We start from the raw sequence: 12,637 nt of genomic DNA on the forward strand, positions 1-12,637 counted from the left end.
GTATGCCGTTCCACCAGATCGAGCACATCCTGGATACCGCCGTGCCGATGAAGCAGATCATCAAGCGCGACATCAAAAAGGTGCCCACCCTCAGGGGCAGGACCGTGGTCACCCTTTTCTACGAGCCGAGCACCCGAACGAGAGCGTCGTTTGAACTTGCGGCCAAGTACCTGAGCGCCGACACGGTATCGATTGCGGCTTCGACATCCAGTGTCGTCAAAGGGGAGTCGCTGTACGATACCGGGCGCACCATCGAGGCTATGGCCGCCGACGCCGTGGTCCTGCGGCATCCGATGGCGGGCGCCCCGCACCTGCTGGCCCGGGTTCTCTCGGCCGCGGTGATCAACGCCGGGGACGGGATGCACGAGCATCCGACGCAAGCGCTCCTGGACATGTTCACGATCCGGGAAAAGAAGGGGCGTCTTGAGGGGCTGAAGGTGGCCATCGTCGGGGACATCATGCACAGCCGCGTGGCGCGCTCGAACATCTGGGGGTTGACCGCCATGGGCGCCCGCGTGCACGTCAGCGGCCCCCGGACGATGATCCCCCCCGGCCTTGCAGAGATGGGGGTGGAGGTAGCGGAGCGGGTCGAAGACGTCGTGCGCGACGCCGACGTCGTGATGGCCCTGCGCCTGCAGACCGAACGGCAGGAGGAGGCCCTGCTGCCCGACCTGCGGGAGTACGCGCGCCGCTGGGGGATCAGCGCCGAACGCCTGGCGAGCGCCAAGAGCGACGTCATCGTGATGCATCCGGGCCCTATGAACCGCGGCGTGGAGATCGCGAGCGACGTCGCTGACAGTTCCCTGTCGGTCATCGAGGAACAGGTCACCAACGGTGTGGCCGTGAGGATGGCGGTGCTCTACCTGCTGCTGATGGGAGAGGTGAGCAATGCGGTTGTTGTTTAAGGGCGGCACACTGGTCGACGTCGCCGGCGGCGGGCTGTACCGGGCCGACTTGCTGGTGGATGACGGTAGGATCGCCGCCATCGACCGGGAAATCGGGTCTGAAGGCGTGGATGTCCTAGACGTGAGCGGCCTGCTGGTGGCCCCGGGGCTGATCGACATGCACGTACACCTGCGGGAACCGGGCCACGAACACAAAGAAACCATCGCCTCCGGGACGGCGGCGGCCGTGCGCGGGGGATTTACCGCCGTGGCGGCGATGCCCAACACCGAGCCCGTGGCCGACAGCGCGGGCGTCGTCCGCCTGATCCTGGAACGGGCCCGGCAGGCCGGCCGGGCCCGGGTGTACCCGATCTGCGCCCTGACCAAGGGCAGCTGCGGGGAACAGCTCAGCCCGATGGAGGAACTGGCTGCGGCCGGTGCCGTCGCCTTTTCGGACGACGGCCGGTCCGTCCGCAGCGCCAGGGTGATGCGGCGGGCCATGGAGTACGCCGCGTCCGTGGGGCGGGTGGTGATCGCCCACTGCGAAGACCACGACCTCTCAGCAGGGGGCGCGATGCACGAAGGGGCCGTGGCTACGCGGCTGGGGCTGCACGGCATTCCGGCGGCGGCTGAGGAGATCGTCGTCGCCCGCGATATCCTGCTGGCTGAGGCGACCGGCTGCCGCCTGCACATCGCCCACGTCAGCACGGCCGGGAGCGTAAGGCTGGTCAGGGAAGCCAAGGCCAGGGGCCTCCCGGTTACGGCCGAGGCCGCGCCTCACCACTTTATCCTGACGGATGAAGCCGTCCTGGGGTATGATACCAACGCCAAGGTCAACCCGCCCCTGCGTTCGGCGCGCGACGTGGCCGCCGTCAGGGAGGGACTGGCGGATGGGACCATCGACGTCATCGCCACCGACCACGCCCCGCACGCCGCCCATGAGAAGGATGTCGAGTTTGACCGGGCGCCCTGTGGTATAGTGGGACTGGAGACGGCGGTCGGCCTGGTGTTTGCAGAACTGGTCGAAACAGGCCTATTAAGCCCGGCTCAGGCTATCGCCAAGATGTCGCTCAATCCCGCTGCAATACTGGGGGTCGAGGGCGGCAGGCTCGAGGCCGGCGGCCCGGCCGACATCACGGTGATCGACCCGGCGCGCAAGGAGGTCATCGACCGCGCCTCGTTCGCCGGCAAGAGCACGAACATGCCGTTCCAGGATCGGGAAGTCAAAGGAATACCGGTGATAACGATGGTCCGCGGGAAGATTTTGATGCGCGACCGCTTGCTGACAAACCGTCAAGTCTGTGGAGGTGGACAATGATCAACGCCGTACTGGCGCTCGAGGACGGGACCCTTTACCACGGCGAAGCCTTCGCCGCTCTCGGCGAGAACTGGGGGGAAGTGGTGTTCAACACATCCATGACCGGGTACGAGGGCGTCTTGACCGATCCATCCTACTGCGGCCAGATCGTCGTGATGACCTATCCGTTGATCGGCAATTACGGCATCAACGAGGCCGATTTTGAATCCAAACGCTGCTTCGTCAGGGGTTTCGTGGTCCGCGACGCGTCCCGGTTTCCGAACAACTGGCGTTCCACCGAGACCTTGGCCGACTACCTGCGCAAGGAGAACGTCGTCGGCCTGACCGGAGTGGACACCCGCGCCATCACCAGGCGTATCCGCAATCACGGCGTGATGCGCGGGATAATCAGTACCGAGAACCTCGACCCGGGGTACCTGCTCGACAAGGCCAGAGGAGTGCCGGACCTGAGCGAACAGGAACTCATCTCCCAGGTCGCCACCGACGTGCCCTTTACCGTGCCGGGAAACGGCTACAGGGTCGTGCTGATCGATATGGGGGCCAAGTTGAACATTATTCGCTGCCTGAACGAACGAGGCTGCGAGGTTGTCGTCGTTCCGCCGAAAACCTCGGCCGACGAGATCCTGGCCCTAAAGCCGGACGGCATCATGATCTCCAACGGTCCCGGCGACCCTATGAATGCGCCGGACACGACCGAGACCATCAAGAGGCTGATCGGCAAGAAGCCGATCTTTGGGATTTGCCTGGGACACCAGCTCCTGGCCCTCGCCCTGGGTGCCAGGACTTACAAGCTGAAGTTCGGGCATCGCGGGGCAAACCACCCCGTCAAAGACCTGGCCACCGGACGTGTATACATCACGGCGCACAACCACGGGTTCGCCGTGGCCGAGGATTCGCTGGCGGGACTGGACATCGAGGTTTCGCACGTCAACCTTAACGATATGACGGTCGAGGGCATCAGGCACAAATTCCTGCCGGTCTTCGCCGTCCAGTACCATCCCGAGGCCGCGCCTGGCCCGAAGGATTCGGAGTATCTCTTTGATGAGTTCCTGGAATTAATCGCGCGGGAGGCAAGATAGATGCCGCGGGACACATCGCTGAAGAAAGTAATGGTCATCGGCTCCGGCCCGATCATCATCGGCCAGGCCGCCGAATTCGACTACGCCGGCACACAGGCTTGCCGGGCCCTGCGTGAGGAAGGGCTGGAGGTCGTCCTGATCAACTCCAACCCGGCGACGATCATGACCGACGCCAATATGGCCGACCGCGTCTATATCGAGCCGCTGACGCCCGAGTTCGTTTCCCGGGTCATTGCCCAGGAAAGGCCGGACGGTCTCCTGCCGACTCTTGGGGGCCAGACGGGATTGAACCTGGCCAAGCAGGTTGCTGAGTCCGGTATCCTGGAGAAATACGGGGTTCGCCTTCTCGGTACGCCGCTCGAAACCATCCGCAGGGCTGAGGACCGCGAAGAGTTCAAGAACCTGCTCAGCCGCATCAACGAGCCGGTACCCGAGAGCGTTATCGTCTCCAACGTCGAAGACGCTCTGGCTTTCGCCCGGGAAATCGGCTTTCCGGTTGTCGTCAGACCGGCCTATACCCTCGGAGGAACGGGGGGCGGCATTGCTTACAACGAGCGCGAGCTGGCGGAGACCGCCTCCAGGGGGATCAAGCACAGCATCATCAACCAGATCCTGGTGGAGCGGTGCGTGATCGGCTGGAAGGAAATAGAGTACGAAGTGATGCGTGACGGCGCCGACAACTGCATTACCGTGTGCAACATGGAGAACATCGACCCCATGGGTATCCACACCGGCGACAGCATCGTCGTCGCCCCGGTGCAGACCCTGAGCGACAAGGAACACCAGATGCTCCGCAGCGCCGCGCTGAAGATCATCCGCGCCCTGGGCGTCGAAGGCGGCTGCAACGTGCAGTTCGCCCTTGATCCCGAAAGCTTCCAGTACTACGTGATCGAGGTCAACCCGCGGGTGTCGCGTTCGTCCGCCCTCGCCTCCAAGGCCACCGGCTACCCGATCGCCAAGGTGGCCGCCAAGATCGCCATCGGGCTCAACCTTGACGAGATTAAGAACGCCGTCACGGGTAAAACGTATGCCTGTTTTGAGCCGACCATCGACTACGTGGTTACCAAGTTCCCGCGCTGGCCTTTTGACAAGTTCGCCTCCGCCAATCGTTTCCTGGGGACGCAGATGAAGTCCACGGGCGAGGTGATGGCCATCGGCCGCACCCTGGAGGCTTCGCTGCTCAAGGCCGTGCGGTCGCTGGAAATCGGAGCCAGCGGGCTTTACCTCCCCGAGGTTTCCGGTCTGTCCGATGACCAGTTGGCCGGGAAGCTGCGCAGGGCTGACGACCAGCGCCTGTTCGCCGTCGCCGAGGCCATCCGGCGGGGCTGGACGTTTGAGCAGATCAACGAACTGAGCGCCATCGACAAGTTTTTCCTGGCCAAGATCAAGAATATCGTCGATCTTGAAAAAGAGATCAGCGTGGGCGGGCTCGCCGGATTAACGCCGGAGTTTCTCCGGAAGACAAAGAGGGCCGGTTTTTCCGACGCCGAAATCGCCCGCCTTGCCGGCGCCAGCGAGCGGGCGGTCCGCGAACTGCGCGCGCGGCACGCCATCCGGCCGGTCTACAAGATGGTAGACACGTGCGCGGCCGAATTCGAAGCGGTGACGCCCTACTACTATTCCGCTTACGAGGACGCCGACGAGGTTGAGACGGGGGAACGGAAACGAGTCGTCGTGCTTGGCTCGGGCCCGATCCGCATCGGGCAGGGCATCGAGTTCGACTATTGCTCGGTGCACTCGGTCTGGGCCCTGCGCCAGCAGGGTTACGAGGCTGTGATCATCAACTGCAACCCGGAGACCGTCAGCACCGACTTCGATACGGCCGACAGGCTGTATTTCGAACCGCTGGTCGCCGAGGACGTCTTGAACATCCTCCATCGCGAGCGGCCGGACGGCGTGGTCGTCCAGTTCGGCGGCCAGACGGCGATCAACCTGGCCGGCGCCGTCCACGAGGCGGGGTTTGAAATCCTGGGCACCTCGGTCGCGGACATCGACAGGGCCGAGGACCGCGAGCGTTTTGACAAGCTTTTAGGCGAACTCGATATCCCCAGGCCGCCGGGCGGCACCGGTTACTCGGTGGATGACGCCCTGACCATCGCCCGCCGCATCGGTTTTCCGGTTCTCGTCAGGCCGTCGTACGTCCTCGGGGGCAGGGCGATGGAAATCGTCTACAACGAGCACGACCTGCTGAATTATATGGCCAGTGCCGTGAAGGTCACGCCGGAACACCCCGTCCTCGTCGACAAGTACCTCATCGGCAAGGAACTGGAGGTGGACGCGGTATCCGACGGCGAGACGGTGGTTATCCCCGGCATCATGGAACACGTCGAGCGCGCCGGCGTCCACTCCGGTGACAGCATCGCCGTGCTGCCTCCGCAGCACCTCGACGAGCAGGTTAAAGCCCAGATGGTCGAGTACACTGTCAGATTGGCCCGGGCCCTGAACGTCAAGGGGCTGGTGAACATCCAGTACGTCCTGCACAACGGCGGGCTGTACGTTCTTGAGGTTAACCCGCGCTCAAGCCGGACCGTTCCCTACCTGAGCAAGATTACCGGGGTGCCGATGGTCAACCTGGCCACACGGGTCATTCTGGGAACAAAGCTGGCCGATCTCGGTTTTAAAACGGGCCTGGTCAAGGAAACACCCCTGATCGGCGTCAAGGCTCCCGTTTTCTCGTTTGCCAAGTTGCTCGACGTTGATGTCGCGCTGGGTCCGGAAATGAAGTCGACAGGCGAGGTTATGGGCGTGGCCGAGGACTACGCCTCGGCACTGTACAAGGCGTCTGTCGCCGCCGGTTACGGTGTTCCGCACAAGGGGACGGCGCTGGTCACGGTCGCCGACAAGGACAAGGACGACGCCGTGGCCATCGTGCACAGCCTGCTCAAGCTGGGATTTGAAATCTACGCCACCGACGGCACGGCCACGATGCTCGAGCAGGACGGCATCGAGGTCAAACGGGTACGCAAGCTCGGCCAGGGTTCGCCGAATATTATCGACCTGATCATGGGCAACAAGATCCACCTGATCATCAATACCCTGACGAGGGGCAAGGCCCCCGAGCGGGACGGGTTCCGCATCAGGCGGGCGGCGGTGGAGATGGGCGTCCCGTGCTTTACCTCGCTGGACACGGCCAACGTCGTGCTCGATGTAATGACCGCGATCAAGACCGGCTACGACAAACCCCCGGTGCCTTTACAGGAATACGTCGGGCCGGAGGATGCCGGAGCGCGGAACAGTGAGTGATCTGATCGCGGGTGAGACGTTGGCGCTGATTCACGATGCCGGGGTGCTGGCCAATGAGCGGGTAAGCGACGGGGTTTACCGTTTGATCCTGTACGCGCCCGACATTGTGCGCGCCGCCAGGCCCGGGCAGTTCGTACACTTAAAGCTCAGTCACAGCACCGACCCCCTCTTGCGGCGCCCCTTCGGGATATACGGGGCGGACCTTGCGGCGGGAACCCTGGAAATCCTGTACCAGGTCGTGGGCCGCGGAACGAAGCTCTTGGCCGGCGACCGGCTGGGTCCGGTTCTTTCCGTGCTGGGGCCCCTCGGCCGCGGGTTTACCGTGCCGGCCCCGGCCGCGCCTGTAGCTGTCGTGGCCGGCGGGCTGGGGATCGCTCCCCTTTGCTTTCTTCTTGACGAACTCGGGGCGGCCGGCCAGGATGGGGTGCTTTTTCAGGGAGCGCGGACATCGGATCTCATCCTGGCGGGGGAAAGGGTCGCCAGGACGGGTTTTGACCGGAAAACAGCCACCGACGACGGCTCGGCGGGATTCCACGGTTCTGTTGTGGAACTGGCTGCCGGCGAACTCCGGCGGGGCCGGTTTTCCTACGTGTACGCGGCGGGGCCGGCCTTAATGCTTAAAGCTCTATGTAAGGTGATGCGTGAAGCCGGCGTCGAAGGGGAGGTATCCCTCGAACAGCGCATGGGCTGCGGCGTCGGCGCTTGCATGTGCTGCAGCGCTGCGGTGCACGGCTACCCGCGCAAGTACGCGCGTGTCTGTGCCGACGGGCCGGTATTCCCGGCCGGGGAGGTGGTCTGGGAATGAAACCCGACCTGGCCGTCGAGATTGCCGGAATCCGCATGCAAAACCCCGTCACCACGGCCTCGGGCACCTTCGGCTACGGCTTTGAGTACGCGAAGTACGTAGATCTTTCCCGGTTAGGCGCGCTGACGGTCAAAACCATCACCTTCGATCCGCGCGACGGCAACCCGCCCCCGCGCATCGCCGAGACGCCGTCGGGCATGCTCAACGCCGTAGGGCTGGAGAATCCGGGCGTCGACAGGTTTATCGCCGATGTCCTGCCCGGGCTTGAGGAGCTGGGCATACCCGTCGTCGTCAGCATTGCGGGCAACACCGTCGAGGAGTATGCCGCCCTGGCGGAGAGACTCGACCCCGCCGGCGGGATCAGCGCCGTCGAGGTGAACATATCGTGTCCCAACGTCAAAGCGGGCGGGATCGCCTTTGGGACCGTTCCGGAGATGGCCGCCGAGGTTGTTAAGGCCGTGAAGGCCGGCTTTTCGCGTCCGGTCATCGCCAAGCTGACCCCCAACGTCACCGATATCCGGTCGATCGCCTTGGCCGTCGCCGGGGCGGGCGCGGACGCGATTTCCCTCATCAACACGCTTCTGGGCATGTCCATCGACTGGCGCAGCCGGAAGCCGCTTCTAGCCAACGTCTTCGGGGGGCTTTCCGGTCCCGCCGTTAAACCCGTGGCCCTGCGCTGCGTCTGGCAGGTTTTCGAGGCGGTTTCCCTCCCCATCATCGGCATGGGGGGCATATCTTCGGGAGCCGACGCCCTGGAATTCATCCTGGCGGGAGCCCGGGCCGTCGCCGTCGGAACGGCCAACATCGTCAATCCCACGGCGGTCACCGGCGTGCTCGACGAGCTTGAGGCACTCCTTGTGCAACAGGGAGTACGGAACGTTAACGAGTTGGTGGGCGCGGCCCACCGTTAAGGAGACGGTAAAATAATGCAGGCCAAGGACCGTATCTTTGTGGCGCTGGACTTTGACGACGAGGGGGAGGCCGTAGCTCTGGCCCGCAGCCTGGCGGGAAGCGTGGGCGGCTTCAAGATCGGCATGCGCCTTTTCTACAGCGCCGGCCGTGAGGTCGTAGGGAAGATTGCCGGGTTGGGGTGCCCGGTGTTTCTCGACCTCAAGCTGCACGACATTCCGCAGACCGTGGGGCAGGCGGTGAGGGCCGTCGTCCGCCTGGGCGCCTCGATCATCAACGTGCACGCCGCCGGGGGCGGGGATATGCTCCGCGCCGCCGCGGCGGCCGCCGCCGAGGAGTCGGCGCTCTCCGGGATACCCTGTCCAAAGGTTATCGCCGTGACGGTCCTGACGAGCCTGGGCGATCAACACCTCGCGGAACTGGGCATCGCGGGGAGCGCCGCCGACGTCGTCGCGCGCTGGGCGCGGCTGGTGCACCGGGCCGGACTGGACGGGGTGGTTGCCTCCGCGCGTGAGGCCCGGACCATCCGCGAGACCTTCGGCCCCGGATTTTTAATCATTACGCCCGGCATCCGCCTCCCGGGCGAAGGGGCCGCAGACGACCAAGTGCGGGTGGCTTCCCCGGGCGCGGCGGTGGCGCAGGGAGCCGACTACCTCGTGGTGGGGCGGCCGATTACAAAAGCCGATGATCCCCCGGCCGCCGTAAGGTCGATCGTCGAGGACATCGAATCCGCAGTGGGGAGGACGTCGTGATGGAAACGCGCAAGCTCGGGGAAGACGAAGTCAAGGGTATCTTGGAGAGCAGCGGGGCCCTCCTTTCGGGGCATTTCCTGCTGACCTCGGGGCGGCACAGCGGGCAATACGTCCAGTGCGCGCAGGTTCTGAAGTACCCGCGCCACTGCGAGACACTGGGCAGGGCTATCGCCGCCGCCTTTGCCGGCGAGGATATCGATCTTGTTATCGGCCCCGCCCTCGGGGGCGTGATCATCGCCTACGAGGTGGCGCGGGCTCTCGATGCCCAATGCCTTTTCACCGAGAGGGAAAACGCGAAAATGACCCTCAGGAGGGGGTTCCGCGTCACGCCCGGTGACAGGGTGCTCGTGGTGGAGGACGTGGTGACCACCGGCGGGTCGGTGATGGAGGTAATGGATGTCGTCCGCGAATGCGGCGGGGAAGTGGCTGGCGTCGGCGTGATCGTGGACCGCAGCGGCGGGAAGGTCGACTTCGGGGTCCGCAAGTACGCGCTCCTTACCCTCGATATCGCCACCTATACGCCTGAAGAATGCCCCCTGTGTATGGCCGGCGAAGTACCCCCGATAAAACCGGGCAGCCGCAATTCAGTCGTCAGTCGTCAGACGTCAGTAGTCGGTACTTGATGGGATTCGCTCCGCGAATCCCTGCTATTCTGACGACCGACGACCGCTTACCGGCGACTGATCAGGGCGGTGACGGCGAGACGGTAAGGGTTTTCTCGTTTGTATAGATAACCAGCCCGGGTTTGGCGCCCCTGGGCTTTTTTACGTATTTGCGCAGCGTGTAGTCGACGGGGACGCTGGGGGCGAGCCGCGCGCGGCTGAAATACGCGGCGAGGGATGCGGCTTTTTCGAGGGTGTCCGGATCGACTTCCCGGCCCGCTGTCTTGATAACCACGTGCGCTCCCGGCACGCCCCTGGCGTGCAGCCATACGTCCTCGTCCTTGCCAAGCTTGAAGGTTACGATGTCGTTCTGCCGGTTGTTGCGCCCCACAAGTATGCGCATCTCGTTGGGGGCCGCAAAAGAGAGGGGTTCGGCTACCGGGGACGGGCGCCCGGCTTGTTTGGGCGCTGTTTTATTGCCAGACAAGTAACCCTGCTGGACGAGTTCCTCACGGATTTCCGAAAGCTCGTCGAGGCCGGCCGCCAGGACGATGCTGGTTTCCACCGCCTCAAGATAGGCCTTTTCGTTTTCGAGGCTCCTGGTTTCCTCGCAGGCCCTGGCGACGGCCCCTTTCTGCTTGCGGTAGCGTTTGAAGTAGCGCTGGGCGTTGGCGGAGGGAGACAGCGCGGGATCGAGGGGGACAGTCACTTTCCGCATGACGGCAAAGTTGGTGAGCATGGCCTGGTCCGCGCCTTGTTGTAACTGGTGGATGTTGGCGGTAATAAGCTCGCCGTAGATCCGGTTCTGCTCGGCCTCCCCGGCGCTGCCGATCACCGACCGGCAGTCCTCAAGCCGCCGATCGATCTTTTTGACTTCACGGTTAACGATGCCGAGCAGCGCCCGGCGCTGCTCTTCGACGGCCTCGCTCTGCAAGCGGAAAGTATAAAAACGGTCGATGGCTTCGTTCATGGTTGTGTATTCCTGCCATTGGATGCCGGGCGCGCCTTCAAGCGGAAAGGCTGCGAAGTCGACGGGCTGGCCTGCAGCGCCGAGTAAAAGCCCCGGCCTGAAGCGCCCGGCTAAAGCCTTCAGGAAGAGGTTCCGCAGGCTCGTCATCACCGCGCGCAGCTCGTAGACCCCGCATTCTTCCACGCGAATATCGGCCGGAAGGTTGGCCCGGTATAGAAGTTCGCCCGCCATAACGCGGCTTAAGCCTTCAAAACTCTGCTGCAGGGCTGCGGCCAACGAAATGCCGAGGCCCTTCCCGGTAACGGCATCCATGAAACCCTCCTCGTCGATATCCAGCGGATCCTTTTTTTCGCGTTTGGGAGAGACGTATTCCGCGCCGGGCAGGACCTGGCGGAGACGGCTTACGGCGTGGGTGTAGCGCTTGATGCCGTCAAGGATGATCCCGTCTTCGTCGACGAGAATGATGTTGGAATGTTTGCCCATGAACTCGGCGACAAGCGTTTTTCTGAAGGGCCGTCCCAGTTCGTCGCGGCCTCCCAGCGCTATGCGCAGCACTCTTTCAAACCCGGGCTGCTCGATGGTTTCTATGCGCGCGCCTTCAAGGTGCTTGCGCAAAACCTGGCAAAAGGTGTAAGGAGAAGGCGGGTTTGCCGGCGCCGATGCGGTCAGATGGGCGCGGTATCCAGTCGCGTGGGCGGATACAAGAAGGCGGAATTTCTCCCCTCGGCTGCGTATCAGCAGCACGAGCTGATCAGGGGCCGGCTGCTGCACCCGTTCGAGGCGCCCGCCCGTGCAAAGGCCGCAGAGCTCCCGGCGGACAGCGGCCAGGACTAAGCCGTCGAAGGGCACGAAGCACCACCTCCCGATCCAAATCTCGTACCAGTATAGCATCGCGGCCTTGCGGGGGTCAATTTCTGTTGGATTTGCCGGCTCCTGGCAATATACTAATAGACAGCAGCGCTTTGGAGGTCATCGCTTGATTCGCATTCGACGGGGACTGGTTTTGGAGATCGTCGCCCGGCGGCCCGGCATATGTGAAGTGCTTGTCGACGTGGAGGGGCGGCAGGAGAGAGCCGTTTGTTACGAAGACCTGACCGGACCGGTACAGCCGGGGGACGAGGTTGCGCTCAACACCACCGCTGTCCATAAGAAGCTTGGGACAGGAGGCGTGCATTTCGTCATCGCTAATCACTCGATTACGGCCACCGATGCCCCGGAGCCCGGTCACATTATGAAAATGCGCTATGCCCCGTGCCAGGTCAAAGTCCTGGCCGTCGAGGAAGAAGCCAGTCCCCACGCCCAGGTCATGCGGGACTGCACGTCGCTTTCGGGCACGCCCGTGTTGATCGGCGGGCTGCACAGCATGCTGGGCCCTGCGGCGGCGGCCCTTCACGTCCTTGACCCGTCCCTGCGGGTGGTGTACCTCATGACGGATGGGGGAGCGCTGCCCCTGGCTTTCAGCCGTCTTGTCCACCAGCTTAAAGAAAAGGGGTTTGTACAGGCTACCGTGACGTGCGGTCATGCCTTTGGAGGCGATTTCGAGGCCATTAACATTTACTCCGGCTTGCTGGCCGCCAAGGTGGCCGCGCAAGCCGACGTAATTATCGCCGTAATGGGTCCCGGGGTGGTCGGCACCGGTTCAACCTTCGGGTTCACGGGGCTCGAACAGGGCCAGATCGTCAACGCCGTGCATACCCTGGGAGGACTGCCCGTGGCCATCCCGCGCATCAGCTTCGGCGACCGGCGCTTGCGGCATCGCGGGATCAGCCACCACACCGTCACCGCCCTTACCAGGGTCGCCCTCGTCAGGGCCTGCCTTCCCATCCCCTCCCTCGAACCCCCGCATATGGACGTGATCATGGAACAGATCGCGTGCAGCGGCCTGGCCGAAAAGCACGACGTCAGGATCCTCGACGGCGAAATCGGCATCAAGGCGCTTGAAGAAACCGGACTGCAGGTGACCACCATGGGGCGCGGCCCGCAGGACGACCCCGCCTTCTTCCGGGCGGCGGGCGCCGCCGCCCGCCTTGTCGCGGAGAACTTTATCAGGGCTTGAGAAGTAAAATCTTAAATAT

At 63.7% G+C, this 12,637-nt stretch carries 10 protein-coding genes; 9 read left to right on the forward strand and 1 reads right to left on the reverse strand.

The annotated features are described in order from the left end of the window. Positions 1-2: 2 nt before the first annotated feature. Genes ACPV0M_RS03810 through pyrE form a run of 8 tightly spaced genes read left to right on the forward strand, consistent with a single transcriptional unit; the run spans position 3 to position 9,613 of the window. Positions 3-905, forward strand: coding sequence for an aspartate carbamoyltransferase catalytic subunit (locus tag ACPV0M_RS03810; RefSeq protein WP_425622117.1), 903 nt, complete (start codon positions 3-5; stop codon positions 903-905). Beyond that, complete coding sequence (locus ACPV0M_RS03815) at positions 889-2,202, forward strand: dihydroorotase (protein ID WP_425621644.1); 1,314 nt, start codon at positions 889-891, stop codon at positions 2,200-2,202. The genes ACPV0M_RS03810 and ACPV0M_RS03815 overlap by 17 nt, the downstream gene beginning before the upstream one ends. Continuing rightward, entirely contained in the window at positions 2,202-3,281 is a 1,080-nt protein-coding gene (gene carA, locus ACPV0M_RS03820) for a glutamine-hydrolyzing carbamoyl-phosphate synthase small subunit (protein WP_425622118.1), read from the forward strand. Before ACPV0M_RS03815 ends, carA begins: the two co-directional genes overlap by 1 nt. Next, positions 3,282-6,524, forward strand: a complete 3,243-nt coding sequence (gene carB / locus ACPV0M_RS03825) for a carbamoyl-phosphate synthase large subunit (RefSeq protein WP_425621645.1) — start codon at positions 3,282-3,284, stop codon at positions 6,522-6,524. It abuts the gene before it with no gap. Further along, positions 6,517-7,329, forward strand: a complete 813-nt coding sequence (locus ACPV0M_RS03830) for a dihydroorotate dehydrogenase electron transfer subunit (protein WP_425621646.1) — start codon at positions 6,517-6,519, stop codon at positions 7,327-7,329. The genes carB and ACPV0M_RS03830 overlap by 8 nt, the downstream gene beginning before the upstream one ends. Continuing rightward, positions 7,326-8,240 (forward strand): dihydroorotate dehydrogenase, encoded by a 915-nt coding sequence (locus ACPV0M_RS03835; RefSeq protein WP_425621647.1) that lies wholly within the window; start codon positions 7,326-7,328, stop codon positions 8,238-8,240. Before ACPV0M_RS03830 ends, ACPV0M_RS03835 begins: the two co-directional genes overlap by 4 nt. A 15-nt stretch (positions 8,241-8,255) precedes the next feature. Further along, positions 8,256-8,990: an orotidine-5'-phosphate decarboxylase gene (gene pyrF / locus ACPV0M_RS03840; RefSeq protein ID WP_425621648.1), complete on the forward strand. Its 735-nt coding sequence runs from the start codon at positions 8,256-8,258 to the stop codon at positions 8,988-8,990. Then, complete coding sequence (gene pyrE, locus ACPV0M_RS03845) at positions 8,990-9,613, forward strand: orotate phosphoribosyltransferase (RefSeq protein WP_425621649.1); 624 nt, start codon at positions 8,990-8,992, stop codon at positions 9,611-9,613. Before pyrF ends, pyrE begins: the two co-directional genes overlap by 1 nt. A 61-nt stretch (positions 9,614-9,674) precedes the next feature. On the opposite strand, the gene ACPV0M_RS03850 is transcribed toward pyrE, so the two are convergent. After that, the gene (locus ACPV0M_RS03850; RefSeq protein WP_425621650.1) at positions 9,675-11,411 is read right to left on the reverse strand and encodes an Rqc2 family fibronectin-binding protein; all 1,737 of its coding nucleotides are present in this window, start codon (positions 11,409-11,411) and stop codon (positions 9,675-9,677) included. A gap of 127 nt (positions 11,412-11,538) precedes the next feature. Between ACPV0M_RS03850 and ACPV0M_RS03855 the strand changes: the two genes are divergently transcribed. Then, complete coding sequence (locus ACPV0M_RS03855; RefSeq protein ID WP_425621651.1) at positions 11,539-12,618, forward strand: DUF3866 family protein; 1,080 nt, start codon at positions 11,539-11,541, stop codon at positions 12,616-12,618. Positions 12,619-12,637 lie beyond the last annotated feature (19 nt).

Origin of the sequence: Desulfosceptrum tomskiensis (assembly GCF_049818055.1) — a bacterium.
Lineage (GTDB): Bacteria > Bacillota > Desulfotomaculia > Desulfotomaculales > JASEER01 > JBFLVT01.

What these genes read in the sequence shown, in the direction of transcription:
- pyrF (WP_425621648.1), top strand. Translation starts at nt 8,256, where the DNA reads ATGCAGGCCAAGGACCGTATCTTTGTGGCGCTGGACTTTGACGACGAG.
- ACPV0M_RS03835 (WP_425621647.1), top strand. Translation starts at nt 7,326, where the DNA reads ATGAAACCCGACCTGGCCGTCGAGATTGCCGGAATCCGCATGCAAAAC.
- ACPV0M_RS03810 (WP_425622117.1), top strand. Translation starts at nt 3, where the DNA reads ATGCCGTTCCACCAGATCGAGCACATCCTGGATACCGCCGTGCCGATG.
- carB (WP_425621645.1), top strand. Translation starts at nt 3,282, where the DNA reads ATGCCGCGGGACACATCGCTGAAGAAAGTAATGGTCATCGGCTCCGGC.
- pyrE (WP_425621649.1), top strand. Translation starts at nt 8,990, where the DNA reads ATGGAAACGCGCAAGCTCGGGGAAGACGAAGTCAAGGGTATCTTGGAG.
- ACPV0M_RS03815 (WP_425621644.1), top strand. Translation starts at nt 889, where the DNA reads ATGCGGTTGTTGTTTAAGGGCGGCACACTGGTCGACGTCGCCGGCGGC.